The sequence below is a fragment of the Streptomyces sp. NBC_00286 genome (genome assembly GCF_036173125.1).
GTDB lineage: Bacteria > Actinomycetota > Actinomycetes > Streptomycetales > Streptomycetaceae > Streptomyces.
The window spans coordinates 1399566-1424613 of record NZ_CP108054.1 but is presented as its reverse complement, the minus strand read 5'-3'; the positions used below and the strand labels follow the sequence as shown (position 1 = coordinate 1424613).

The following is a 25048-nucleotide window of genomic DNA, read 5'->3' as shown; positions in this document are numbered from 1 at the left end:
CATCCTCCATCATTCCATGGAATATTGTAGCTAAGGGTGGGTGCTGAAGCGACCCGCACCTTTGTGACACCTGGAGGATCCGATGGGCTTCGCCGACGATCACTTGATACCGCTGGTCGATGAGGGTCTGGGCAACAGCGCCTACCTCGTCGACCTCGGCGACGGACGGGCCCTGGCCGTCGATGCGAGCCGTGATCTGCGTGCCCTGCGCGCGGCCGCCGACCGGCGCGGTCTCACGGTGGCCTTCGCCGCCGACACCCACCTGCACGCCGACTTCCTGTCCGGTGCGGTGCAGCTGGCCGCCGACGACGGCGCCGCCGTGCTCGCCTCCGCCGCCGGCAACCGGGTCTTCCCGCACACCGCGCTCGCCGACGGTGACGAGAGGGATCTCGGCGGCCTGACTTTGCGCGCGCTGGCCACCCCGGGCCACACCGATGAGCACCTGTCCTTCCTGCTCCTGGACGGCGCCCGCGAGCTCGGAGTCTTCACCGGCGGTTCCCTGATCGTCGGTTCGGCCGCCCGCACGGACTTGCTCGGCGCCGACCGCGCGGAAGAGCTGGCCCGCGCCCAGTACCGCTCGCTGCGGCGCCTGGCCGAACTGCCGGACACCACGGCCGTGTGGCCCACGCACGGCGCCGGCTCGTTCTGCTCCGCACCGCCGGGTGCCGAGCGCACCACCACCATCGCCGCACAGAAGCGGGCCAACCCCCTGCTCGCCGCACCGGACGAGGCCACCTTCGTACGGCAGTTGCTCGACAGCCTCGGCTCCTACCCCGCGTACTTCGGCCGCCTCAGTGAGGTGAACCGGCACGGGCCCGCCGTTCTCCGCTCGGCCCCGACTCTCCCTGCGCTCTCCCTGGACAGGGTGCTCCGCCTGATCGGAGAGGGCGCCCAGATCATCGACGTACGCCCCGTGGCGGACTTCGCCGCAGGGCACATCCCCGGCGCCGTCTCCATCCCGCTGCGGGACCAGTTCGCCACCTGGCTGGGCTGGCTGCTGCCCGACGACACCCCCCTCGTGTTCGTCACGACCCCCGATCAGGACCTCGCCGAACTCACCTGGCAGGCCCTGAAGATCGGCTACGAGCGGCTGGCGGGACACCTCGGCGGCGGCATGGATGCCTGGACTGCTGGCGGCAGAAAGCAGGAACGCATCGAGCTGCTCACCGCCGACCGGATCGCCGAGCGCCCCGTCCTCGACATCCGCCAGCAGGCCGAACACATCGCCGCACACATCCCCGGCGCGGTCCACATCGAACTCGGCGACCTCACCGAACGCAGCGGCGAGACACCTCACCGCCCGGTCGTGGCCTGCGGCCACGGTGAACGCGCCATGACCGCGGCCAGCCTCCTGCAGCGCACCGGCCATCAGGATCTCGCCGTCCTCGACGGCGGACCGGCCGACTGGTCCAAGGCCACCGGCCGTGCCCTGGAGGAGACCGCGTGACCACCGACACCACCGGCGAGACCTGCCCCGCAATACGTCTCGGCCTGCGGGCCAACCTGGCCCAGTTCAGCCTGCTCGTCGTGGTCAACGCCCTGGTCGGCGGCATGCTCGGGCAGGAACGCACCGTCCTGCCGCTGCTGGCCGACGACGTCTTCCACCTGTCCGCGTACACCGCGGCCATGACCTACATCCTGGCCTTCGGCGCCACCAAGGCCATCACCAACTTCTTCGCCGGCACCTGGTCCGACCGCTACGGCCGCAAACCGGTCCTAATCGCCGGATGGCTGATCGCCCTGCCGGTGCCCGCCATGCTCGCCTGGGGCCCCACCTGGGGCTGGATCATCGCCGCCAACATCCTGCTCGGCGTCAACCAGGGCCTGACCTGGTCCACCACCGTCATCATGAAGATCGACCTGGCCGGCCCGGAACGCCGGGGACTTGCCATGGGCTTCAACGAGGCCGCCGGATACGTCGCCGTCGCCGCCACCGCCATGGCCACCGGCGCCATCGCCGAGCACGCCGGGCTGCGGCCCGAACCCTTCCTGCTCGGCGCCGCCTACGTCGTACTGGCCCTGGGCCTGTCCACCCTCGCGGTCCGCGAGACCCGCGACCATGCCCGCTTCGAAGCAGCCCGCCACGTCAGCCGCGCCGGCAGCGAGCACGACGGGGAGCTGACCACCAGGCAGATCGCCCGCCTCACCAGCCTCCGTGACAGGGCCCTGTCCGCCGCCAGCCAGGCCGGCCTGGTCAACAACCTCAACGACGCCCTCGCCTGGGGCCTCTTCCCCCTCCTCTTCGCCGCCCACGGCCTGTCCATCGCGCAGATCGGCGTCCTCGCCGCCCTCTACCCGGCCGTCTGGGGCGCGGGGCAGATGCTCACCGGCTGGTGGTCCGACCGCATCGGCCGCAAACATCTGATCACCGCCGGAATGCTGCTCCAAGCCGTCGCGATCGGCCTCGTCGCCGCCGGCACCACGTTCAGCGTCTGGGCCACCGCCCAGGTCCTCCTCGGCGTCGGCACCGCGCTGGTCTATCCGACCCTGCTGGCCGTCGTCGGCGACGTCGCCCACCCCGCCTGGCGTGCCCGCGCCGTCGGCGTCTACCGCCTCTGGCGTGACGGCGGCTTCGCCGTCGGCGCCCTGCTGGCCGGAGCCCTCGCCGACGCCTACAGCCTGACCACCGCCATCTGGGCCATCGCCGCCCTCACCGCCGCCTCCGGCCTGGTGGTGGCGCTGCGGATGTACGAGACACATCCACGAACCTGACGTGTCGGATACGGGGTGCCACACAGGGTCTGCTGTCGCTGGGCGGGCTGCGACACAAGAACGTGTCGTCTCGGCGTGCACCGTGCCCTGTTGATCGTGTGCCGCTTCAGGACTCGGCGAACAGGTGCCTGACCCCGTGCGGGCGGGTGTAGGTCGCCCGTCTGCGGGGCCTCGGCTCGCGGTCGGGGTCCTTGTGCCGTCCTCCGCGCTCGGCCCACTGCCGCCCGGGGTGGGGCTGGAGGTTGAGCGGGCCGAACTCGTCCAGGCATAGGACGACTTCGGGTTCGCCGTCCTCGGGTATGACCTCGCCGTCAGCGATCGCGTAGAGGTGCTCGACGCGGGCTTTCTTGGCGGCGTAGTCGGGATCGCGGGAGGTCTTCCAGGTCTTTATGCGTTGAAACGACACGCCCTCCTCGCGGAGCAGGATACGAAGGCCCTCGTGGCTGATGTCGTCGACCACCCCCTCGGCGACCAGGAAGTCGGCCAGCTTGGCCAGGCTCCAGGTCGAGAACGGCAGGCCGCGCTCGGCCGGCCTGGACTTGGCGATCTTCTTGATCTCGCGCCGCTCGGGCAGGGTGAATGTCCTGGGCCGACCGCCTTTGCACTTCGGGTAGAGGGAGCCGAAGCCGTCGGCGTTGAAGTTGTGGATCACGTCCCGGACCGGTCCGCGCTGGTGAACGTCACCTCGGCAATCGTCGCCACGGGCATGCCCTGCGCGGACAGCAGCACCATCTGCGCCCGCCGCCACGTCACCACCGACCCGCTGCCCCGGCGGATGATCCGCAGCAGGCGCTGCCCCTCGTCGTCGTCGATCTCGCGTACGCGTACTCGCTCAGCCACCGGCACAGCTTCCCTGCCGCGCGCTGCCGACGAGTGTCATTCCGTCGGCGTGCCGATCCGAAGCCGGTTGCCGTCAGGATCGCGCAGCTCAATCTCACGCGCCCACGGAGCGTCCTTCGCCTGCACACCGAACTCGGAAGCGATGGCCTCGACATCACGAATGCGGAGGTAGACCAACGTGTCGGGGCGGGCGTCGCCCGTGTGCTCCGACAAGAACAACCGCACCCCGCCCCGGGCGACCTCGACGAACGCGGGAAGTCCCGGTTCGAAGCGGTGTTCCCACTGCTTGGCGAAGCCCAGTCGCTCGTACCACGCGACCGCCGCCGCAGCGTCCTCGACGCGAAGAATGGGGATGACTTCCTCGTCCATGGCGCCAGCGTCGCAGACCGCCCAGGGCGAACGTTGCCTGATGTGGCACTAGGTAAGGGACACGGGCGAGCACCAGGCTCAAACCCGTGCCCCTCATCTGCGGATTTCAGGTAATGCGACACGACCAATCTGCGGAGACAACGCCGTCGTGCGGTTTGCGGAACACGTCGAGCAGGTAGTTGCCGGTGGCTGGATCGCGGAGCCAAGTCTGATGTACGGCGGCCAGCGCCTCCGGTGTGGCGTCCTCCCAGAGCCGGCCACTGCGTGCCGTGTCGAAGACGTATCCGGGGAAGCGGTAGCGAACCTCGGGAAAGCTCGCGGCCGGAATCGCGATCTCGATGCCCCCATGAGCGCGCGTCTGCCTGCCGCGGAACAGGCCCAGCGCCCAGCCCGCGGCCACGTACCAGGGCGTGCCGATCCCGGCCAACTGCTGCGCGACCTCACTCGAGGTCCAGCAGGAAGACCACCTGGCGTGGAGGGCTTCGATCTCGTCGGGTGGCAGCTCGATGCCGCCGCTGGACAGTTGCTCGCTCACCGCCGGAATCCACCAACGGACTCAAAGGCCCCTGGCCGTGGTCGATGAAGGAGACCAGAGCGACCTGGAGCCGTACGCCGCTGGCGATCACACAAGGTCACCAGCCGGTTGGACTCCTCGGCGAACTGGCGACAGTTGAATAGGCGAGTCCACCAGTACCGAGGGCCCTGACGGGGCGCGTTTGCGCGAGCCGCAATTGTCACAGCCCCGCGACCCTACGGGGCGGCGGTCGCGCCCACGCGGCGGAGCCGCAATTTGATGCAGCCTCGCGCACCTAGAGGGGCGCCCCTTGACCGCCGCCTGACAGGGCTAAGAACCCACCGTCACCGTGAACCTCCGCGGGTTGCCGTCATGCGCCGCCCCCGACACATCCGGCTCGCCGTCCGGGCGTACGTCGTCGTACGGGAAGGCGTAGCCGATGGGGGAGTTGGCGTGTACTACGCGCGACCAGTGGTTCGTGATGTCGCTCTTGTAGTAGTCGGCTGCCGTCGCGCCGTTCGGCTGGGTGGGGTGGGTGAGCATGATGGAGCGGTTGAAGCCGGCGGCCAGGCGGGCGAGGAGGGCTTTCTTTTCGTCTGGGTCGTTCGGGTTGTTGGTGAACGGGCCGTGGTTGCAGGTGAAGATGTCCTTCGATGTGGGCTTGGCGAAGGTGTGGCCGCCGTCGAAGGTGAGCGTGTCGCCGCTGACCCGGCCGGTCAGTACGCCCCGGCCGCCCTGGAGATCGATCTTGAGGTCGGTCGTACGGTACTTGTCCCAGACCTGGTCGATATAGCTGTTCCAGACGTCGCGGAACGGCATTTCGGCGGGGCGGTCGAAGTAGGGCGCCATCAGGTTCTGCGGAGAGATCACCCGGAGTACGGCACCGCCATCGCCCCGGATGACGAGCTTGTCCCAGGGCTGTCCGTCCTTCGCCGCCTGCGCCGCGAGGTCGGAGGCGATCTTGTCGACGGCGCCGTCGGGCAGCGGGGCAACGGTGTGCGTGGCGTCGCCCTCCAGGGTCAGACCGATGGGCAGCGCCGTCACCAGGTCGACGTAACTGATGTTGGCGTACAGCTGCTGAGGGTTGAACGTGAACTCGCAGAACGACCAGGTCTTGCCGTAGTTCGCGTCGGTGGGCGTGGCGAAGGCGGGCTCGACGAGGGCGGGGCCCGGATTGAGGAAGAAGTCGAGTGTGTCGTCCCGTACGAAGTAGACCCGGGCGCCGTACATCTGAGGCAACGTCAGCACCTTCGGCGCGGAACCGGCGGCGCCGAGGGGGATCGCGCAGTCGACCGGCAGCGGGGTCTGGGGCGCCGAGGGCGACTCGGGCCGGTAGACGGCACCGTCGGCTCGCAGCAGCACCCAGTTGCCGGTGGACTGCTCGTGCCCGGTGACGTACGCACGGACCGTGCCTGGCAACGAGGCGTTCTGCAGGGCGAGTTCACAGGTCGCCGGGGCGGCCGTGGCGCCCGGGCTGAGAGCGCTTCCCCAGACGGGGTAACTTGCGGCGGTTCCGATGACGGCGGCCGAGCTCAGGAACGTTCTACGTGAGATCACGGAAGGTCTCCTGGGGTGTGGGGGGTTGCCGGGCAGGCCGATGCATGTGGGGGATCGGCCTGCCTCCTGCGGTCTGCACCAATGTCCCCAGGGGGAGTTGAGGCGTCAAGGGTTATGACTGAGAGCGCTCTCGAAATCTTCGTACGTTCAGAAGTTGTCGTCTGGACGACCGTGATCCAGCCTTCGGGGGGCGGGTGTTGGGTTCGTGGGCGACTGCGGGGCCGTCGTGGCTGGTCAGTTCCCCGATCCCGCCCCTTCCCGAAACTGGGGCTGCGCCCCAGGCCCCCGCCAGGGGGTGGTGGGTGACACTGCGTGTCGCGGCTGCCGGTCCGTCGTGGCTGGTCGCGCAGTTCCCCGCGCCCCTAACGGGGCGCTACCGGAACCGCCCGCCCACAAAGCTCACCAGCCACGACGCACCCGCAGATTCAATCCGCACCCGGCGAAGAGGCCTCACTCTTGATCACCGCGAACCGCGCCCCATACGGGTCGGCCAGCTTGGCCATCCGACCGACGCCCTCCACACTCGTCGCAGGCATACGCACCACGCCACCCAACTCCTCCGCCTTGGCGACAACGCCGTCCGTGTCCGCGACCTCGAAGTACGGCAGCCAGTACGCACTCTCCTCCCCAGGAGCGTCGGCCAGCGCCACCAGCCCACCGAACATGTCGTCCTCACCGGCACCCGCAGGGTTGACGCACGTGTACGTGCCGCTGGGGAACGAGACGGCCGAGGTCTCCAGGCCCAGCACCGAGTGGTAGAACGCGGCAGCCCCGGGGACGTCCGGGGTGTACAGCTCGACCCAGCACAAAGACCCCGGCTCGCCCGCCACCTCAACGCCCTTGATCTGACCCGGCTGCCAGATGCCGAAGGTAACGCCCGCGTTGTCGCTGAGGATGGCCATCCGGCCCTCGTCCATGACGTCCATGGGTGCCATCGGCACAGCGCCGCCGGCCGTCTCGGCCGCCTTGGCCGTGGCCTCCGCCTCCGCGCACTGGAAGTAGACGGTCCAGGACGGCGGCCCCTGCTCCTCGGTGGTCTGCATGCCGCCCGCGATGGTCCGCCCGCCGAGCTGGAAGAAGCCGTAACCGCCGAGTTCCGGTCCTCCGGCCTGGAAGTCCCAGCCGAAGAGAGCGCGGTAGAACGAGCGGGCTGCTTCGATGTCGGGTGTGCCGAGGTCGACCCAGTTCGGCGCGCCGGTGACGAAACGGGTGGTAAGCATGATGCCCTCCTCCTTGAGGGGTCCTCTTGCCTGCTCTGGCGAGTCTGACACCGGCCACTGACAATCGCTTCTGGGCGCGAGCGCCGGCTGAGCAGGCCCGCCCCAGGCGGTCACGCTGTGTAGCGCAAACGAACCCCCGCACCCGTTGATCCCACGTTGAGCAAACGTTTTTCGCTGCCCGGCACCATCACCGCCATGCACTTCGAAAGCACCGCCGCACCCGACCTCTCCTGGCAGGAGCAGGCACTGTGCGCGCAGACCGGGGCCGACTTCTTCTTTCCCGAGCCGGGCAGTTCGGTGCGTGAGGCGAAGCGCATCTGCGCGCTGTGCGAGATGCGGCCCGCCTGCCTCCAGTACGCGCTCGCCAATGATGAACGGTTCGGCGTCTGGGGCGGCCTGTCCGAGAAGGAACGCCTCAGCCTGCGACGGACGCACCAGCACCAGCAGTAGGCGAAGCTGCGTTTCTCGAAATCCAGTCCACGTGGCGGCCATGAGCATGCAGAATCCAGCGCATGCCCAGCACCCCGCAGTACGAGGTCGATGACGCGGCCGAAGCCGAAGCCGAGGCCGACAGTCTGCTGAACGCCCTCGACCCCCTCCCGTACCCGCAACGCATGCGCGAACTCGCCACGCGTGTACGGAACATGCGCCACCCCCTGCGGCCCCTGCTGGAGGCACTCGAAACCCGCGGCCCCTACGAGCGCGGCATCGCCATCGTCGCGGCGTCCATCGCCCGTGACACGGACTGGATCGCCGCACACGTCGCCGACCCCGATCCGTACATCCGGGGCCACGCCCTGCGTGTTGCGGACAGCCTCCAAGTCCCCGACTCCGTCTACGAGTCGGCGCTCGTCGACGCGCCCGAGGCCATCCGCCGTGGACTGCTGCGCGCGATCGTGGTCGGTCGGAGGCGCCCCGCGCTCGCCGACCGGCTGATCGACGGTCTGCGTCGCGACTGGGGCGACGCCGAGGCGGCCCGGTTGCTGCCGGGCTGTTCGGCGGACACGGTCACCCGCCTGCTGCCCGAACTGTTCCACGCGGTCACCGGCTGGCGCCAGCTTGCCAAACGACACCCCTCTGCCCTACTCGACGTGACAGAACGGGAGTTGACCAGCCTGCCCGAGGCAATGCGCGGCACCTGGTGGACCCGTTACGCGGACGCCGTGGCCGCCGTCGCCCCCGCCGAACCGCTCCGCGTGCTCGACCTCCTCGAACGCCTCGGCCCCGCGACCCTGCCGCCCCAACTCCGCGCCCACCTGCCCGCGTTCGCCGCCGCCGACCCGCAGCGCATCGTGCGACTGCTCCTCACACCCACCTGGTCCGGCGCCATCCGCGTCTACTCGATGAGCGCCACCGTACGGCGCAGGCTGGCCCGCTCCGGTGCGCCCGAACTCGTCGCGTACGGCAGGACATTGGTGCCGTACAGCAGCCTTCCCCCGCTCCTCGAAGCGCTGCCCCCCGCTCAGCGGCACGCCTTCTACACGGAGGTCTACGACGGCCGGGGCGTCGCGCCCGTCGACGAGAGCCTGCTCGAAGCGCTGCCCCGTAGCCATGTCGCCGACGAGGCCCGGCGGATGGCCGCGACGCTGCGCGAAGGCGGCGGCTGGGAGATGGGGGTTCTGCGCTTCGAGTCCTTCCTGCCGGTCGCCGAGGTCCGCGAACGGCTCGTCGAGGCCACTCGGCGTCCGGCCGCCGAGGACCGCGTCGAGGCTTGGCAGTGCCTGATCCGCAACGCGGACCGCTCCGGCGACCCCGAGGCCGTCATCGCCGTACTGGAGGACATGGGACGGCTGCGCAACGAGCAGGACCCGGTGCGCGAGGCGGCGCTCGCAGCGCTCGCCAGGGTCCGGCCTGCGCTGTTCACGAAGGACGCGGAGCCGCACCTCGACCGCATCGCCGTCGACGCCGTCCAGGCCCCCGACTCCTCGTCCGGCACCCGGTCCCACCTGAGTCGGCTCGCCGTCGGCGTGCTGCGTGAGCACGCGGCAAGCGGGCGGCGGGAGTTGGTGAACTGGGCGCTGCGCACCCTGGTGCGGATCTCCGGCAACACCGGCGCCGCCGATCTCGGCCGCCTCGACCACACACTGCGGCGCGGCCAGGAACACCAGGTGTACGAAGCGCTGCGCCCCTGGATCGAGGCGGGTGCCGAGAAGTCCGACTTCAGCCTCGCCTTCGCCCTCACCCGAGCGGTGGGCCGTCGCGCCGCGGGTATGCACGAGCTGCAGGAACTCCTTTGGCAGGCGATCCGCTACGGCCGCGACACGACCGCACGCGAGGCCGTCGCCCGGTGGCTGGAGCCGCCCGCGACCCGAGGCGAGCGCGCGGCCCGGATCCTCGCACTGGAACCGTCCGCCGGTGCGCTGGAGTCGGTCCAGGACATCGTCACCCGGTCCCGTACGGACCTGCTCGACCCGCTGCTGGCCGACACCCCGCCGTACGGCCGCTTCCTGACCAAGGGCAGCCCCTGGGTCGTAGGGGTGGATCGCGATATACGGCGCTGGGTGCCGCGTCAACAGCAGGCGGTGGCTCGGCGATTGGCGGCCCTTGCCGAGGACGACGGGCTCCCGCTGTGGCAGCGGGCCGCAGCAGTCGAGCAGAGCGCGCTCGTACCGGGCATCGGCGCCGATCTCGTACGACGCTGGACCGCATCCGAGGACGTCGTCCTCGCCGAGGCGGCCCTGGCCGCCCTTGCCCGCACCGACCGGCCCGCCGACGCGCTGCCCGAACTGCTCGCGCACGCGGGCGGCGAGCACGCGCGCGTGGCGGTGTACGCGGCGACGCAGGCGTCCCGGCACGCTGCGCCGTCCCTCCTCGCCGAGCAGCTCCGCGCCATGCTGCTCGGACCCGACGTCAAGGTGACCAGCCGCAAGGAGGCCGCCCGCCTGGCCGCCGTACGCCTTCCGGTGCCGCAGGCGGCGGAGCTGCTGACGGAGGCGTACGCACGCGGGGGCACCCATCGCGACGTACGCGCCGCCTGCGTCGCCTTCGCGGATCCGTTGCTCGCGGAGGAGTCGGTGTGGGGGTTGCTGGGCGATGCCGCGGGCGCGGAACCCGTTCTGCGCACGGCTGTTCTGCGCGTTTCGCCGCTGGACCTCTCCGAGCCCCACCGCGAGCGGTATGCCCGCCTGGTGCGCGATGTCTGCGATACCGACGACCCGGAGACGGCGGCCGTGGCCTTCGACGCGCTGGCCCGCTGGGCGCCGTGGTCCCCGGACGCGCCGACGGTACTGGCTGACGCCGCCGCGAACTTGGCTGAGCGAGACTCCTGGCACGCCGCCGCACACGGCCTTGTGACGGCCGCGGCGGGCTCGGAACGGGGCGGCGAGGGCCTGCTACGAGCGTTGCGGACGCTGGCGGAGGCGGAGGGCGCGGCCCTGACCGGGGAGGGGCTGCGCGGCGTTGGTGGTTCGGCCCTGACCGGGGAGGGGCTGCGCGGCGTTGGTGGTTCAGCCCCGACCGGGGCTGCACAGCGCGGCGCCGGGGGTGCGCCCCCGACCGCGGATGTCACGCATGACGCCGAGGGTGCGGCCGTGGAGACCGCCCGCGGCGCTGGGGGTGCGGCCCCGACCGGGGCTGCACGGCGCGGCGCCGGGGGTGCGCCCCCGACCGCGGATGTCACGCATGACGCCGAGGGTGCGGCCGTGGAGACCGCGCGCGGCGTTGGTGGTTCAGCCCCGACCGGGGCTGCACGGCGCGGCGCCGGGGGTGCGCCCCCGACCGCGGATGTCACGCATGACGCCGAGGGTGCGGCCGTGGAGACCGCGCGCGGCGCTGGGGGTGCGGCCCCCACCGGGGCTGCACAGCGCGGCGCCGCGGGCGCGCCCCCGGTCTCGGATGTCCCGCATGACGCCCAGGGCGCGCCCCCGACCGCGGACGTCCTGCATGACGCCGACGGTGCGGCCGTGGAGACCGCGCACGACGCCGGGGGCGCGCCCCCCACCGGGGCGGCCCTGCACGACGCCGCGGCTGCGCCCTCCGCTGCGGAGGTCCCGCACAGCGCCGAGAGTTCGGACCGGGCCGGGATGCCCCTGTACGGCGCCGCGGGCGGGTTCCCGCCCGTAGAGCCCCTGCATGGCGCCGCGGATGGGCTCCCTCCCATCGAACCCCTGCACGACGCCGAAGAACAACGCGACCGCCCCGCCCGCCGCCGTATCGAGAACCTCGTCCTCCGCCTCAGCCTGTACGGCAGATCCGCCCCGCGGCCCATCCGCCCGGCCGCTCTCGCCGCGAGCGAACTCCTCGCGGGATACGACGACTTCGTACCGCAGGCCGCCGAGATCGCTGCGTTCCACCTGGATTTGGACGCGGACCCGGCCCGGCTCGAGGGCCTCGCCGCCCTCACCGAGGGCCGCCCGGCGCTCGCGGCCCGCATGGCACAGGAAGTCGGCGACCGCCTGCGCAGCCAGGTGCACGAGGGCGACCCCGAGGCCCTGCTGCACGTAGCCCGCCGCCTGGCCGCCCACGGCGGTCACGCTCAGGGCCTCCTCGCCGTAGCCCTCACTGGAGCCCTCGGCAGCCGCACCGGCTGGCCGGCCCCCTGGCGCGAACACCTCCGACTCCTACGCCGCCACGCACTGCCCGACGTCCGCGACGCGGCACTGGCGGTGGTGACAGCGCACGAATAGGCGCCAGACGTCCGCGGCGCGGCACGGGCGGTGGTGACGGCGCACGATTGGGCGCCCGGCGTGCGCGGCGCGGCATGGGCGGTGGTGACGGCGCACGATTGGGCGCCCGGCGTGCGCGGCGCGGCACGGGCGGTGGTGACGGCGCACGATTGGGCGCCCGGCGTGCGCGGCGCGGCACGGGCGGTGGTGACGGCGCACGATTGGGCGCCCGGCGTCCGCGGCGCGGCACGGGCGGTGGTGACGGCGCACGATTGGGCGCCCGGCGTGCGCGACGCGGCACGGGCGGCGGTGGTCACGGCGCACGATTAGGCGCCAGACGTCCGCGACGCGGCACGGGCGGCGGTGACGGCACACGAATAGGCGCCCCACGTCCGCGACGCCGCGCTGGCGGTGTGACGGCGCACGAATAGGCGCCCGGCGGATAGGCCGGGCGCCTGCAGAGCTCCTCGTACGGGCGGGCTTACGCCTTGCCGCGCGCCGCCATCCTCGCCTTACGCGCCGCCAGCTTCTCGTCGAACTTGGACGCCTCCGCGTCCAGGCCGCCCATGTACAGGCCGATTTCCTCCTGCGCCTTGAGGCCCTCCGGGCCGAGACCGTCGATCTCCAGGACCTTCAGGAAGCGCAGCACGGGCTGGATGACGTCGTCGTGGTGGATACGCATGTTGTAGACCTCGCCGATCGCCATCTGCGCGGCGGCCCGCTCGAAGCCGGGCATCCCGTGACCGGGCATGCGGAAGTTCACGATCACGTCGCGCACCGCCTGCATCGTCAGGTCGGGCGCGAGGTCGAAGGCCGCCTTCAGCAGGTTGCGGTAGAAGACCATGTGGAGGTTTTCGTCGGTCGCGATGCGCGCCAGCATGCGGTCGCAGACCGGGTCACCCGACTGGTGGCCGGTGTTGCGGTGCGAGACGCGGGTCGCCAGCTCCTGGAAGGCGACGTAGGCGACGGAGTGCAGCATCGAGTGCCGGTTGTCCGACTCGAAGCCCTCACTCATGTGGGCCATGCGGAACTGCTCCAACTGGTCCGGGTCCACCGCGCGTGAGGTGAGCAGGTAGTCCCGCATCACAATGCCGTGCCGGCCCTCTTCGGCCGTCCAGCGGTGCACCCAGGTGCCCCAGGCGCCGTCACGGCCGAAGAGGCTGGCGATCTCGTGGTGGTAGCTGGGGAGGTTGTCCTCCGTCAGGAGGTTCACGACCAGTGCGATGCGGCCGAGCTCGGTGACCTTGGACTGCTCCTTCTCCCAGGCCTCGCCGTCCTCGAAGATGCCCGGGAAATTCCGGCCGTCGCTGAACGGCACGTACTCGTGCGGCATCCAGTCCTTGGCCACCTTGAGGTGGCGGTTCAGCTCCGTCTCGACAACTTCCTCCAGCGCGTACAGCAGACGTGCGTCGGTCCAGGTGGAGGACGGGCTGCCTAGGTGAGGGGAAGTGATCGTCATGGGTGCTCCAGGGGGACGTACGAGCGAAGGGCACGAACCTACGGCATCGTAGGCTACGAGACCGTAGGTTACGACACCGTAGGTTAAGGGCGCTATAAGGGGTCCTCACATGGGTGAACAGCCCCTGAACAGCGGGATCTTCGAGATCGAGCCGTGTCGCACACGGACCCGCAGGTCCCCGGCGGGACAGGCACTCCGGACCGGCCGGTCAGGCATACAGGTCCCGGACCCGGACCGAGAGGCAAGTCACACAGCCCTCGAGCTTCTCGAACTCGCTGATGTCCACGAGAACGGGTTCATGGCCGAGGTCGGCGAACAACTCGGCGGTCTTGGGCGCGCTCGCCGCCATCAGCAGCTTTCCGCCACCCAGGTGTACGACATGGGCGCCGGACGCCTCCGGCACCGACAGGAAGCGCGGGAAGAGCGAAGGCGTGTCCACCAGCGGCTCGTGTCCGATGACCGTGCCGTCGGGCAGCGCCGTGACCGCCGACTTCAGATGCAGCACCTTGCTCACCGGTACGGCGACGACACGGGCGCCGAGCGGTTCGAAGGCGGCCCGCAGCTGGTGGATGCCCGCCGCGTTGGTGCGCCCGCCGCGCCCCACGTACACGGTGTCGCCGATCTTCAGGACGTCGCCGCCCTCGAGCGTGCCCGGCTCCCACACCCAGTTCACCGAGCAGCCGAGCCGGGCCACGGCCTCCTCGACCCCCGCGGTCTCCTCGCGCCGCGACTCGGCGCCGGGGCGGGCGATGAGCGCCACGTTGCGGAAGACGACCACCGTGTCCTCCACGAACACCGAGTCGGGGCAGTCGTCCTCGGGATCCACCTCGATGGTCTCCCAGCCGTGCGCGGCCAGCGCCTCGACGTACGCCTCCCACTGCCGCATCGCGAGCTCGGCGTCGACCGGTTCCCGCTCGATATACGTGACCAGTCCTTCGGCCAGTCGGGGGCTGGGTCGGCGGATGAGGGCCTTCTGGCTGGGCACGCGCGGGTCTCCGAATCGAGGGTTGGCAGGGGGTGTCTGCGCACATCATGCAGCCCGTGCCCCGTCCGGCGACAGCCCCCGCGGTCATGGCTTCGGCCACCGGGCCCGCGTACCCCTGCGGCTCAGCCCGTGCCGACCGCCCGCCGCAGGTGTTCGGCCGTGAACGATCCCTCCGCGTCGAGCAGCCGGTGTGGCGGCCCTTCGAAGATCACCTGTCCGCCGTCCTTGCCGCCGTCGGGTCCGAGGTCGATGACCCAGTCGGCGTGCGCCACGACCTCCAGGTTGTGCTCGACCACCAGGACGGTGTTGCCGCTGTCGACCAGCCGGTCGAGGAGGGCGAGCAGTCCGGCGACGTCCGACATGTGCAGCCCGGTGGTCGGCTCGTCGAGGACGTAGACCGCGCCCGTTTGATGCAACCGGGTCGCGAGTTTGATGCGCTGCCGCTCCCCTCCGGAGAGCGTGGACAAGGGCTGACCCAGCGTCAAGTACGTGAGCCCGACGTCCCGCAAGGCGCGCAGACGGCGGCGTACGCCCGTGTCCGTGAAGAAGTCCAGGGCCTGATCGGCCGTCATCTCCAGTACGTCGACGATGGAGTTGCCGCCCACGGTCAGCCGCAGTACCTCGTCCTTGAAGCGTCGGCCCTCGCAGTCGGGGCAGGTCGTGGTCACCGGGTCCATGAACGCGAGGTCCGTGTAGCTGATCCCGCGCCCTTGGCAAGTCCCGCAGGCGCCTTCGGAGTTGAAGCTGAACAGCCCCGGCTCGGTGCCTGTCTCGCGCGCGAAGATCCTTCGTACGGTGTCCATGATCCCGACGTACGTCGCCGGCGTGGACCGCGCCGAGATGCCGATGGAGGACTGGTCGACGACGACCGTGTCCGGGTGGGCGGCCGTGAACGCCTGGGAGACGAGCGTGCTCTTCCCGGAGCCCGCGACACCGGTCACCACGGTCAGTACCCCGGTGGGGAACTCCACCGTGACGTCCCGCAGATTGTGCAGGTCCGCGCCCTTCACCCACAGCCCGCCGGCGGCCTGCCGGGTCGGCTCCTTGAGCTGGGTGCGGCGGCGCAGACAGCGGCCCGTGAGGGTGTCGGCCGCCGCCAGCTCGTCCGGTGTTCCCTCGAACACCACCTGCCCGCCGTCCGCTCCCGCCCCGGGACCCAGGTCCACGACATGGTCGGCGAGGGCGATGACGTCCCGGTCGTGCTCGACGACCAGCACGGTGTTCCCCTTGTCGCGCAGCCGCAGCAGCAGATCGCCGAGGCGGCCCACATCGCGCGGGTGCAGCCCGACGCTCGGTTCGTCGAAGATGTACGTCATCCCGGTCAGGCTCGAGCCGAGATGCCGCACCGTCTTCAGGCGCTGGCCCTCTCCGCCGGAGAGCGTGGCGGTCTCCCGGTCGAGGCTGAGGTAGCCGAGCCCGATCGCTTCGATCCGCTCGAGCGAGGCCACGGCCGCGCCCGCGATCGGCCCGGCGACGGGGTCATCGATGTCCTTGAGCACCGCGATCAGGTCGCTGACCTGCATCCGGGTGTAGTCGGCGATGGACAGTCCGCCGATGCGGGTGGCGAGCGCCGCCACGTTCAGCCGTGCCCCCTGGCACACCGGGCAGGTGTCCTCCGTCAGGAAACCCTGCACCAGATCGCGGGTCTTCTGGCTGAGCGCCGACAGGTCCCGCTTGAGGTACAGCCGCTCGAAACGGTCGGCGAGACCTTCGTAGTCGGTGCTCCAGCTCCCCTCCGAGTTGTTCATGGTGACCTTGGTGCCGGAGCGCCCGCGGAGCAGGAACTCCCGCTCGGCGGCGGTGAATCGGCCCACCGGCTTCTGCTGGTCCAGTTCGGTGGTGTTCAGGTACGCCTGCCCCTGCCAGGTCCCCACGGCGAACGGTGGGAAGCGGATCGCGCCGTCCGCGATCGACCGCTCCGGGTCCAGGATGCGTTCCCAGTCGGGCCGGACCGTGCGCCCGAGGCCGTCGCACTCGGGGCACATGCCCGACGGATCGTTGAACGAGTACGCGGTCGCCGGACCCGCGCTCGGCGTGCCGTACCTCGAGAACAGCACCCGGATGACCGAGTACACGTCCGTCATCGTGCCCACGGTTGAGCGGGAGTGGCCTCCGACCGGCCGCTGGTCGACGACGATCGCCGGTGAGAGATCGTCGATGGCCTCGGCGTGCGGCCGCTCGTACTTGGGCAGCCGGTTGCGGATGAACCAGGTGAAGGTCTCGTTCAGCTGCCGCTGTGACTCGACCGCGATCGTGTCGAAGACGACGGACGACTTCCCCGATCCCGAAACGCCGGTGAAGACGGTCAGCCGGCCTTTCGGAATACGGAGGGTGACGTCGCGGAGGTTGTTCTCCTGTGCTCCTTTGACCTGGATGTACTGATGGTGTGTGCCGGTGGTCAGTTGGCTCATACCGGCGAAGCTAGCCGGGGTACCCGACAGCTTCTGGCGTGATTTCCTTGAGTTCTCCGTCCAGCAGCAGCCAGCGTGTGATCCCGATCGACTCCAGGAACGGCACGTCGTGGCTCGCCACGATCAGCGCGCCCTCGTACGACTCCAGGGCCGAGGTCAGCTGCCGCACGCTCGCCATGTCGAGGTTGTTCGTCGGCTCGTCGAGCATCAGCAGCTGGGGCGCGGGCTCGGCCAGGATCAGGGCGGCCAGCGTGGCCCGGAAGCGTTCGCCGCCGGAGAGCGTCTCGGCGCGCTGGTCGGCGCGGGCGCCCTTGAACAGGAAGCGGGCGAGGCGGGCCCGGATCCGGTTGTTCGTGGCGCTGGGTGCGAAACGCGCGACGTTCTCGGCCACGGTCAGGTCGTCGTCCAGGACGTCGAGGCGCTGCGGCAGGAAGCGCATGGGTACGTGCGCCCGGGCCTCGCCGGAGACCGGTTCCAGTTCCCCGGAGATCGTCCGCAGCAGTGTCGTCTTGCCCGCGCCGTTGCGCCCGATCAGCGCGATCCGCTCGGGGCCGCGCAGCTCGAAGCCGCCGGCCAGGCGGGCGCCGTATCTCAACTCCAGGTCCAGGAGCGTGAGTACGGTACGGCCGGGCGGCACCGCCGTGTACGGCAGCTCCACGCGGATCTCGTCGTCGTCCCGTACGGCGTCGACCGCCTCATCGAGCCGTTCCTTGGCCTCGGCGAGCTTCTCCTCGTGCATGATGCGGTGCTTGCCGGCCGACACCTGGGCCGAGCGGCTCTTCAGCTTCATCACGGCCCGGGGCTCGCGCTTCGTGTCGTACATCTTCTGCGCGTACCGCTTGCGACGCGCCAACTTGACCTGCGCCTCGGTCAGTTCACGCTTCTGCTTCTTCATGTCGGCCTCGGCGACACGCACCATGCGCTCGGCCGCCTCCTGCTCGGTGGCGAGGGCGTCCTCGTACGCCGAGAAGTTGCCGCCGTACCAAGTCACTTCTCCGGAGCGGAGATCGGCGATCTGGTCGACCAGTTCGAGGAGTTCACGGTCGTGGCTGACCACGACCATCACTCCGGACCAGGCTTCGACCGCGGCATACAGGCGCCTACGGGCGTACAGGTCGAGGTTGTTGGTGGGCTCGTCCAGCAGGAGTACGTCGGGTCGGCGCAGCAGCAGCGCGGCAAGGCGCAGCAGGACGGACTCGCCGCCCGAGACCTCGCCGATCGTACGGTCCAACTCGATGTGGCCGAGGCCGAGTTCGCCGAGCGTCGCAACGGCGCGTTCCTCTACGTCCCAGTCGTCGCCGACGACGTCGAAGTGGTGCTCGGCGACGTCGCCCGCCTCGATGGCGTGCAGCGCGGCGCGCTTGGCGGCGATGTCGAGCGCCTTGTCGACGCGCAGTGAGGTGTCGAGGGTGACGTTCTGCGGCAGGTAGCCGACCTCGCCCGCCACCCTGACCGTGCCGTCGGTCGGGGTGAGCTGCCCGGCGATCAGCTTCAACAGGGCTGATTTTCCTGACCCGTTGACGCCGACGAGACCGGTTCTGCCGGGCCCGAAGGCGACCTGGAGATCGTCGAAGACGGTGCTGCCGTCCGGCCAGGTGAAGCTGAGGGAGGTGCAGGTGATGGAGGTGGGGAAGGTAGACATGCGGCCTCGCGGTTGCTTGATGCGGTCAGGGCAACGCGTATCGAGACACCGGCATGCACCCGCAGGGCACCGGGAGGCGACGACGGCCGTGAGGAAAGGCCAGGAGTCCTGGAGGTCCGGGGGAAGATCCCGCTCCGGAGGACGGCTCGTATGCCGAGGTCGCACGCGGCGCACACCACAGACAGGTGTGACGCGGTGTCTCAGGACCTCAGACGAGCAACGTCCTTCTCCAATCGACGGCAACAGAACCGCTGTACACCGTAGGATGGGGCCCGGGGCGTGTCAACGCATTAACGAGGCCCCCGGTTGTGGCCCGCCTCTCCCCGAGGGATCAGCGGGCGCGATCAGCCAGCGTCACGGAGGAGTTCGGCCAGGGCGTGGTCCATGTCCTGGTGCTGTTGCTCCAGGCCGAGCGGCACCAGCTCCGTCGTGCTGTCGAGGAAGCGCCGCAGTTCGCCCGCGCGGACGTGCACCACTGCGGTGCCCTCGGGGGCGTGGAACTCCAGGACGATGCGGTCGTAGCCGTACGGACGGACCCGTACGTCGCCGTGACCCACCGGCTCCCCCAGACCCGAGACGAGCAGCTCACGGGCGAAGGTCCAGCAGACGTCCACGCCTTCGAGGGTGGCCGGGGCCGGGAAGGTCATACGGACGGCGAACGGTTCACGGGGGTCGTAGTGGAGCGCCGCGGGGATGCTCGGCATCCGCGGCGCGGCGGCGACGAGGCGGGCCTCAACAGGCTGCTCGATGACAGTTGACAACGCCTGCTCCCTTGTGACGGCTTGACGAACGGTGAACGGATGACGCCGGGCACTTGAAGAGACGACAGAATCAGCCATTCCGTGCTCACGAAAAGGCACCAACTTCGAGTGACCTGTGTCACCGCCTTCAATCACCGATGGGGCCACCGTTGTCAGTTGGGGCATCTGGACGCCACCGGGGGAGTGGGCTAGCTTCGCCCGCCATGAGGGGCTTGGGGAAGACGCGACCGAAGAGATTCACGAGGCAACTGCTGACGGCGGGGGTGTGCGGGGCCGCGCTTGCCGCCGCTCCCCCAGACTCCGTCCGGGGGGACCCCCATCTCGCTTCGCTCGCCGCGCCCGCACAGGCAAAGGAACCGGACAGGCGGCCTCCGCACTGGGAGCTCAAGGACAGCGGCACCGACGTACGCTTCCGCGGCCTGTCCGCCGTCAGCCGAAACACCGCCTGGCTGGCCGGCTCCCGCGGCACCGTGCTGCGCACGTCCGACGGCGGCGCGAGCTGGCGGAACGTATCGCCGCCCGGCGCCGCCGAGTTGGAGTTCCGGGACATCGAGGCGTTCGACCGCAAGCGAGCCGTGGTGCTGGCCATCGGCGAGGGCGAGGCCTCACGGATCTTCCGTACCGACGACGGCGGCGCGACCTGGACGGAGTCCTTCCGCAACACCGACGCGAAGGCCTTCTACGACTGCGTGACGTTTTTCGACCGGCGCCACGGACTGGCGATGAGCGACCCCGTGGACGGAAAGTTCCGCATCCTGTCGACCAGCGACGGCGGACGCTCCTGGAAGGTGCTGCCCAGCGACGGAATGCCCGCGGCGCAGGAGGGCGAGGCCGGCTTCGCCGCCAGTGGGCAGTGCCTGGTCAGCTCGGGGCCGCGCGATGTGTGGATGGCCACGGGCGGGGCCGCACGAGCGCGCGTGCTGCACTCCTCCGACCGCGGCCTGACCTGGAAGGCCGCCGACACCCCGATTCCCGCGGGCGATCCGGCGCGCGGTGTCTTCGCCCTCGCCTTCCGCGACCGTACGCACGGCATCGCGGTCGGCGGCGACTACCGCGCGGACCAGCCGTCACCGCAGGCCGCCGCCGTCAGCGGCGACGCCGGCCGCACCTGGACGCCCGCCGCACAGCCGCCGCCCGCCTACCGCTCCGGCGTCGCCTGGCTCCCGCACAGCCGCACGTCCGCCCTCGCGGTCGGCCCCACCGGAACCGACCTCACCACCGACGGCGGTCGCACCTGGCGCACCGTCGACACGGGCTCGTACGACACCGTCGACTGCATCCCCGACCTGGGCTGCTGGGCCTCCGGGGAGAAGGGCCGGGTGGCCCGCCTGGAGCGCTGATGCGGGTGGGCCCGGGCCGTGCTTGGCTGGAAGAGGGGCGGCTTCCAGCAGTCTTCTAGCAGCAAGGAGTCCGGCCATGGCACGTGGCTCGAGTTCCAAGCGGGAACGCCAGCAGGAACACATCAGGGAGAGCGAACGCGAACGCGGCGCGAGCGAGAAGCGCGCCGAGGAGATCGCCGCCCGCACCACCAACAAGGAACGCGCTCAGCGCGGCGAGTCGAAGAGCACGAGCACGAGCCGTACGTCGGCCCAGGACACCTCGGGCGGACGACGCGGCAGCCGTGAGTCCCGCGGAGGGGCCACGTACGACCAGCTCTACGAGGAGGCGAAGAGCCGCAACATCGAGGGCCGCTCCAAGATGAACAAGGAGGAGCTGTCGAGGGCCCTCGGCCGCTGAACGCCACCCTCGTCACCGGGCCGCGTACGCTCGAATCCACCATGACGAGCGTACGGATCCCTGCGGGCTGGCCCGCCACCGAAGAGCAAGCACGTGCCGTGCAGGACGAGTTGCGCGGGCGCCTCGTACTCGACGAGCCGGGGCCGCCGCCGGGGACCGGCCGGGTGACGGGGGTGGACGTGGCGTACGACGACGAACGTGACGTCGTCGTGGCCGCGGCCGTCGTCCTGGACGCGGCGAGTCTCGACGTGGTGGCCGAGACTACGGCCGCGGGACGGGTGTCCTTCCCCTACGTCCCCGGACTGCTGGCCTTCCGCGAGATCCCCGCCGTGCTGGCCGCCCTCGAAGCGTTGCCCTGCGAGCCGGGCCTCGTCGTCTGCGACGGCTACGGCCTCGCCCACCCCCGCCGCTTCGGACTGGCCAGCCACCTCGGCGTCCTTACGGGCCTGCCGGTGATCGGCGTCGCCAAGAACCCGTTCACCTTCGTGTACGAGGAACCGGGCGCCCCACGCGGATCCTCGTCCCCGCTGCTCGCGGGCGAGGAGGAGGTCGGCCGGGCGCTGCGCACCCAGGAGGGCATCAAGCCGGTCTTCGTCTCGGTCGGCCACCGGGTGACCCTGGACAACGCCTGCGCCCACACCCTGCGCCTCGCGCCCCGCTTCCGCCTCCCGGAGACGACCCGCCGCGCGGACGCGCTGTGCCGCAAGACCCTGAAGGCGACTGAGTACGTCGTCTGAGTACTTGTACGGATGCCGAGGCCCCGTCCCGCTCGGCAGGCTGGCCCGCATGACGACACACCGCGCCACGAAGCCCGCCGCCAGCCCCAGCCAGCCCGTCGAGCGCGCCGTGATGGCGGGCTTGATCGTCGCAGTCCTCGCCGGGGTCGGCTGGATAGCGGGGATGATCTACACGGTCATGGGGTGGTAGGGCCTGGCCGTGGGGCATGTCGGCCTCGGCCGATGATCTGCGCTCCGCCGCGTTGGCAGCGCGCCTACGCGAGCCCGCCGAAGCCCGGTGCGACACCGAGCCCCTTCAGGGGCGCGGGGCTGTGACATATGCGGCTCCGCCGCGTGGGCGCGACAAGCCACAACGAACTCGCAGCTTCCAAACTGCCCGTCCAGCCGAGCGCTAGCGTGCCGCCGCGACCCGGAAGCTGATCCCCGCCTCCCGTAGGCGCTCGATGAGCTTGTCGCCCATCGCCACCGCCGTCGTGACCTGGCCCGATGTCGGCGGGAGTTCGTCGAAGGCCAGGCACAGGGCGGACTCGGCGAGCATCTTGGCGGTCTCGCCGTAGCCGGGGTCGCCGCCCGCTACCTCCGTGAACACGCGGTGCCCGCCGCCCTCGCCCACGAACCGCACCGAGAACCAGCTCCTCGCCCGCTTCTCCTCGCTCGGCCCCTCCCCGGGCTTGAGGCGGTCCGACAGCCAGCGCCGGGCCGGTGGCAGCTGTGCCGCCGCGAAGGCCGCGCCGGCCGCGGCCACCCCGCCCACCGCGAACGGCAGCCGCTTGGCGGCCGCGTAGTGCCGGTAGCGGAAGTCGGGCCCGTACCGCTCCAGGGCGCGGGCCGAGCGCTGCACGATCTGGGCGTCGATCGTGGGCAGCGGCACCGCCCACGCCCCGACCTCCTTGGCGTACCGAGGCGCGCCGAGCGGCGCGTACGCCCGTCGGCCGACCAGGCGCGGCTCGTGCCGTCCGCGGTCCCGCGCCGCGGCCACCATCTGCGGACCGCGCGAGAACTGGTTCAGGGCCGATCCGAACGTACCGCCCGAGAACATCCCGTCGGCCCGCACGTACCCGTCCACGGTCAGCGGCACCCCTTCGGGAAGCTGACGGACCGTGAAGTACGCGCCCAGGTCGTGCGGAATGGAGTCGAAGCCGCACGCGTGCACCAGCCGCGCCCCGGTCTCACGCGCGCGTGCGTCGTGCCGCACATACATGAGGTCCACGAACTCGGGCTCTCCGCAGAGGTCGACGTAGTCGGTGCCGGCGTTCGCGCAGGCGGCGAGCAGCTCCTCGCCGTATTCCAGGTAGGGCCCCACCGTCGTGGCCACCACGCGCGCGTGGGCCGCGAGTTCGCGCACGGAGGCCGGATCGGCGACGTCCGCCCGGAGCACGGGCAACTCGGCGCAGCCCGGGTCGATCGAGGCCAGCCGCTCCCGCAGCCGCTCCAGCTTCGCGGTGTCGCGCGCCGCGATCGCCCAGCGCAGCCCCGCGGGTGCGTGCGCGGCGAGGTACTCCGCGGTGAGCCTTCCGACGAACCCCGTGGCCCCGAAGAGCACGACGTCGTACGCCCGCTCCGTCCCGTTCTGGCTGCTCATGGCACCTCTCTGCCCTGCTCCCCGCGCCGTTGTCAGTGGCTGAGGCTAGCTTGAAGTACGAGGAGCCGAACCATGATCCCGTGCGATGAGTCGCACCAACAACCGGAGGCAGCCGTGGCCGCGACCCAGACCGCACTGAAGAAGTGGGAGAAAGTGCGCGAGTTCGCCCTCGGGCTGCCGGGTGCGACCGAGGATTTCCCCTGGGGCGAGACCGTCGCGAAGGTCAACAAGAAGGTGTTCGTCTTCCTCGGTGTGACGGACGGCAGCTATCCCATGGGCATGACCGTGAAGCTCAAGGACGAGGCGGCGCACGCCCACGCGATGACCTCGCCGGGCGCCGAGCCCGCTGGGTACGGCCTCGGGAAGGCGGGCTGGGTGAGCCTCCCGCTGGAGGAGAAGGGCTCTCCGGCCGCTGAGCTGCTGTGCGACTGGGTCGAGGAGAGCTACCGCGCGATCGCCCCGAAGAAGCTCATAGCGGAGCTGGACGCGCGCTGATCCTTCTGGCGATCTTCTGGCGGTTCCCCTGCCGATTCCCTTGGCGGGGCCGGGCGTTCAGAATGACTAAGCGACTTGGCTAAGCGCTTGCTCGCCAGAGTCTTGTGCGCCGTCGAACACGTTCTTAGCATCGTAGGTGTTACATCAGTAGTGTCACAGTGGCAGGGGGCCCTATGACAGCGGCAGGGCACGGCCCGCTCTCCGGGGTGCGCGTGATCGAGCTGGCCGGCATCGGGCCCGGCCCGTTCGCCGGCATGCTCCTCGCCGACCTGGGCGCCGACGTCGTCCGCGTGGACCGGCCCACAGGCGCGGGCCTCGCGATCAATCCGGGCTACGACATCACCAACCGCAACAAACGGTCCGTGGTCGTCGACCTGAAGGCTGATGACGGCCCGGAACGCGTCCTCGACCTGGTCGAACGCGCCGACATCCTCATCGAGGGTTACCGCCCCGGCGTCGCCGAGCGCCTCGGTGTGGGCCCCGAGACCTGCCACGCCCGCAACCCGAAGCTCGTCTACGGGCGGATGACGGGCTGGGGCCAGCAGGGACCGCTCGCCCAGCGCGCGGGCCACGACATCGCGTACATCGCGCTGACCGGCACCCTCGGCATGATCGGCGCCCCGGACGCACCGCCCGCCGTCCCCGCGAACCTGCTCGGCGACTACGCGGGCGGCTCGCTCTACCTCGTCGTCGGCGTCCTCGCCGCCCTCCACCACGCCCGCGCGACCGGTACGGGACAGGTCGTGGACGCGGCCATCGTCGACGGGGCCGCCCACCTGGGCGCGATGATCCACGGCATGTTCGCCGCCGGACGCTGGCAGGACCGGCGCGGCGCCAACCTCCTCGACGGAGGCTGCCCGTACTACGGCACGTATGAGACGGCCGACGGGCAGTACATGGCGGTGGGCGCGCTGGAGAAGCAGTTCTACGCCGAGTTCTTGGACCTCCTCGGCATCCCGGAACACGCCTCGGCCCACAAGGACCCGGCGCGCTGGGGCGAGCTGCGCGAGGCGGTCGCGGCCCGCTTCAAGACCCGTACGCGCGACGAGTGGACCGCGCTCTTCGAGGGCTCCGACGCGTGCGTGGCGCCGGTCCTGTCCCTGGGCGAGGCGCCGCACCACCCGCACCTCGCCGCCCGAGGCACCTTCACCGACCACGGCGGCATCACCCAGCCCGCCCCCGCCCCCCGCTTCTCCGCCACCCCGACATCGGTCCGCAGCGGTCCCGCACAGCCGGGCGCGGACACGGAGGACGTGGCCCGCGACTGGGACGTACCCGGCCTCCTGAAGGACGGCCCCGAATGAAGCGGCCTTACACGAAAGAAGTACTCCTGAGTTGTGCGCGGAGCACCTGCCCGGTGGCGAGGACGTCTGCCGGGAGCTCATTAATCGGCCCTCGACGGGGCGTGTCCCTGATGCCGATC

At 70.8% G+C, this 25048-nt stretch carries 21 protein-coding genes and 1 pseudogene; 11 read left to right on the top strand and 11 right to left on the bottom strand.

All coding sequences use genetic code 11. The features are described 5' to 3' along the window. Positions 1–82 precede the first annotated feature (82 nt). Both OHT21_RS06545 and OHT21_RS06540 read left to right on the top strand, forming a co-directional pair. A complete protein-coding gene (locus OHT21_RS06545; protein WP_328767297.1) occupies positions 83–1447 on the top strand; it encodes an MBL fold metallo-hydrolase in 1365 nt (454 codons plus the stop codon). Next, positions 1444–2712, top strand: coding sequence for an MFS transporter (locus OHT21_RS06540; protein ID WP_328767296.1), 1269 nt, complete (start codon positions 1444–1446; stop codon positions 2710–2712). Before OHT21_RS06545 ends, OHT21_RS06540 begins: the two co-directional genes overlap by 4 nt. A gap of 115 nt (positions 2713–2827) precedes the next feature. Here the strand turns inward: OHT21_RS06540 and OHT21_RS06535 are convergent. From OHT21_RS06535 to OHT21_RS06515, 5 genes and pseudogenes are all read right to left on the bottom strand, one after another. Further along, positions 2828–3552: pseudogene (locus tag OHT21_RS06535) on the bottom strand (helix-turn-helix domain-containing protein); the annotation flags it as partial. 36 nt (positions 3553–3588) lie between these two features. After that, entirely contained in the window at positions 3589–3921 is a 333-nt protein-coding gene (locus tag OHT21_RS06530) for a glyoxalase superfamily protein (protein ID WP_328767294.1), read from the bottom strand. Positions 3922–4027: 106 nt separating this feature from the next. Beyond that, complete coding sequence (locus OHT21_RS06525; protein WP_328767292.1) at positions 4028–4456, bottom strand: hypothetical protein; 429 nt, start codon at positions 4454–4456, stop codon at positions 4028–4030. Positions 4457–4765: 309 nt separating this feature from the next. After that, positions 4766–5992 (bottom strand): glycoside hydrolase family 64 protein, encoded by a 1227-nt coding sequence (locus tag OHT21_RS06520; RefSeq protein WP_328767291.1) that lies wholly within the window; start codon positions 5990–5992, stop codon positions 4766–4768. 425 nt (positions 5993–6417) lie between these two features. Further along, entirely contained in the window at positions 6418–7212 is a 795-nt protein-coding gene (locus tag OHT21_RS06515) for a VOC family protein (RefSeq protein WP_328767289.1), read from the bottom strand. Between the two features lie 195 nt (positions 7213–7407). On the opposite strand from OHT21_RS06515, the gene OHT21_RS06510 reads away from it, so the two are divergent. The 3 genes from OHT21_RS06510 (at position 7408) to OHT21_RS06500 (ending at position 12146) form a co-directional block, all read left to right on the top strand. Then, on the top strand, positions 7408–7662 hold the full coding sequence (locus OHT21_RS06510) for a WhiB family transcriptional regulator (RefSeq protein WP_328767288.1): 255 nt from the start codon (positions 7408–7410) through the stop codon (positions 7660–7662). Between the two features lie 62 nt (positions 7663–7724). Continuing rightward, entirely contained in the window at positions 7725–11837 is a 4113-nt protein-coding gene (locus tag OHT21_RS06505) for a hypothetical protein (RefSeq protein WP_328767287.1), read from the top strand. A 30-nt stretch (positions 11838–11867) separates the two neighbouring features. After that, entirely contained in the window at positions 11868–12146 is a 279-nt protein-coding gene (locus tag OHT21_RS06500; protein ID WP_328767286.1) for a hypothetical protein, read from the top strand. A 151-nt stretch (positions 12147–12297) separates the two neighbouring features. On the opposite strand, the gene OHT21_RS06495 is transcribed toward OHT21_RS06500, so the two are convergent. The 5 genes from OHT21_RS06495 to OHT21_RS06475 all read right to left on the bottom strand — a co-directional run bounded on the left by OHT21_RS06495 (position 12298) and on the right by OHT21_RS06475 (position 19074). Next, entirely contained in the window at positions 12298–13275 is a 978-nt protein-coding gene (locus tag OHT21_RS06495) for an acyl-ACP desaturase (RefSeq protein ID WP_328767285.1), read from the bottom strand. Between the two features lie 208 nt (positions 13276–13483). After that, the gene (ddaH, locus tag OHT21_RS06490) at positions 13484–14260 is read right to left on the bottom strand and encodes a dimethylargininase (protein WP_328767284.1); all 777 of its coding nucleotides are present in this window, start codon (positions 14258–14260) and stop codon (positions 13484–13486) included. A 122-nt stretch (positions 14261–14382) separates the two neighbouring features. Then, the gene (locus tag OHT21_RS06485; RefSeq protein ID WP_328767283.1) at positions 14383–16671 is read right to left on the bottom strand and encodes an excinuclease ABC subunit UvrA; all 2289 of its coding nucleotides are present in this window, start codon (positions 16669–16671) and stop codon (positions 14383–14385) included. Positions 16672–16681: 10 nt separating this feature from the next. Beyond that, complete coding sequence (locus tag OHT21_RS06480; RefSeq protein WP_328767282.1) at positions 16682–18313, bottom strand: ABC-F family ATP-binding cassette domain-containing protein; 1632 nt, start codon at positions 18311–18313, stop codon at positions 16682–16684. 344 nt (positions 18314–18657) lie between these two features. Continuing rightward, the gene (locus tag OHT21_RS06475) at positions 18658–19074 is read right to left on the bottom strand and encodes an SsgA family sporulation/cell division regulator (protein ID WP_328767281.1); all 417 of its coding nucleotides are present in this window, start codon (positions 19072–19074) and stop codon (positions 18658–18660) included. Positions 19075–19277: 203 nt separating this feature from the next. On the opposite strand from OHT21_RS06475, the gene OHT21_RS06470 reads away from it, so the two are divergent. From OHT21_RS06470 to mmpA, 4 genes are all read left to right on the top strand, one after another. Continuing rightward, positions 19278–20414: a WD40/YVTN/BNR-like repeat-containing protein gene (locus OHT21_RS06470; RefSeq protein ID WP_443050323.1), complete on the top strand. Its 1137-nt coding sequence runs from the start codon at positions 19278–19280 to the stop codon at positions 20412–20414. Positions 20415–20490: 76 nt separating this feature from the next. Further along, positions 20491–20811, top strand: a complete 321-nt coding sequence (locus OHT21_RS06465) for a plasmid stabilization protein (protein WP_328767280.1) — start codon at positions 20491–20493, stop codon at positions 20809–20811. A 41-nt stretch (positions 20812–20852) separates the two neighbouring features. Then, positions 20853–21548 carry an endonuclease V gene (locus OHT21_RS06460; protein WP_328767279.1) on the top strand — a complete coding sequence of 232 codons (696 nt, stop codon included), beginning with the start codon at positions 20853–20855 and terminating at the stop codon, positions 21546–21548. 49 nt (positions 21549–21597) lie between these two features. Continuing rightward, on the top strand, positions 21598–21738 hold the full coding sequence (gene mmpA, locus OHT21_RS06455; RefSeq protein ID WP_328767278.1) for a morphogenic membrane protein MmpA: 141 nt from the start codon (positions 21598–21600) through the stop codon (positions 21736–21738). Between the two features lie 201 nt (positions 21739–21939). Here the strand turns inward: mmpA and OHT21_RS06450 are convergent, their stop codons facing one another. After that, a complete protein-coding gene (locus tag OHT21_RS06450) occupies positions 21940–23130 on the bottom strand; it encodes a saccharopine dehydrogenase family protein (RefSeq protein ID WP_328767277.1) in 1191 nt (396 codons plus the stop codon). A 72-nt stretch (positions 23131–23202) separates the two neighbouring features. Here OHT21_RS06450 and OHT21_RS06445 point away from each other — a divergent pair, with 72 nt between their 5' ends. Both OHT21_RS06445 and OHT21_RS06440 read left to right on the top strand, forming a co-directional pair. Further along, positions 23203–23625: an MmcQ/YjbR family DNA-binding protein gene (locus OHT21_RS06445; RefSeq protein ID WP_328767276.1), complete on the top strand. Its 423-nt coding sequence runs from the start codon at positions 23203–23205 to the stop codon at positions 23623–23625. A 173-nt stretch (positions 23626–23798) separates the two neighbouring features. Then, positions 23799–24929 carry a CaiB/BaiF CoA transferase family protein gene (locus tag OHT21_RS06440; protein WP_328767275.1) on the top strand — a complete coding sequence of 377 codons (1131 nt, stop codon included), beginning with the start codon at positions 23799–23801 and terminating at the stop codon, positions 24927–24929. Positions 24930–25048 lie beyond the last annotated feature (119 nt).

Coding starts and splice junctions, on each gene's coding strand:
- OHT21_RS06440 (WP_328767275.1), top strand. CDS start 23,799: ATGACAGCGGCAGGGCACGGCCCGCTCTCCGGGGTGCGCGTGATCGAG.
- OHT21_RS06465 (WP_328767280.1), top strand. CDS start 20,491: ATGGCACGTGGCTCGAGTTCCAAGCGGGAACGCCAGCAGGAACACATC.
- OHT21_RS06470 (WP_443050323.1), top strand. CDS start 19,278: ATGAGGGGCTTGGGGAAGACGCGACCGAAGAGATTCACGAGGCAACTG.
- OHT21_RS06445 (WP_328767276.1), top strand. CDS start 23,203: ATGATCCCGTGCGATGAGTCGCACCAACAACCGGAGGCAGCCGTGGCC.
- OHT21_RS06495 (WP_328767285.1), bottom strand. CDS start 13,275: ATGACGATCACTTCCCCTCACCTAGGCAGCCCGTCCTCCACCTGGACC.
- OHT21_RS06480 (WP_328767282.1), bottom strand. CDS start 18,313: ATGTCTACCTTCCCCACCTCCATCACCTGCACCTCCCTCAGCTTCACC.
- OHT21_RS06450 (WP_328767277.1), bottom strand. CDS start 23,130: ATGAGCAGCCAGAACGGGACGGAGCGGGCGTACGACGTCGTGCTCTTC.
- OHT21_RS06545 (WP_328767297.1), top strand. CDS start 83: ATGGGCTTCGCCGACGATCACTTGATACCGCTGGTCGATGAGGGTCTG.
- OHT21_RS06530 (WP_328767294.1), bottom strand. CDS start 3,921: ATGGACGAGGAAGTCATCCCCATTCTTCGCGTCGAGGACGCTGCGGCG.
- OHT21_RS06515 (WP_328767289.1), bottom strand. CDS start 7,212: ATGCTTACCACCCGTTTCGTCACCGGCGCGCCGAACTGGGTCGACCTC.
- mmpA (WP_328767278.1), top strand. CDS start 21,598: ATGACGACACACCGCGCCACGAAGCCCGCCGCCAGCCCCAGCCAGCCC.
- OHT21_RS06510 (WP_328767288.1), top strand. CDS start 7,408: ATGCACTTCGAAAGCACCGCCGCACCCGACCTCTCCTGGCAGGAGCAG.
- OHT21_RS06485 (WP_328767283.1), bottom strand. CDS start 16,671: ATGAGCCAACTGACCACCGGCACACACCATCAGTACATCCAGGTCAAA.
- OHT21_RS06505 (WP_328767287.1), top strand. CDS start 7,725: ATGCCCAGCACCCCGCAGTACGAGGTCGATGACGCGGCCGAAGCCGAA.
- OHT21_RS06460 (WP_328767279.1), top strand. CDS start 20,853: ATGACGAGCGTACGGATCCCTGCGGGCTGGCCCGCCACCGAAGAGCAA.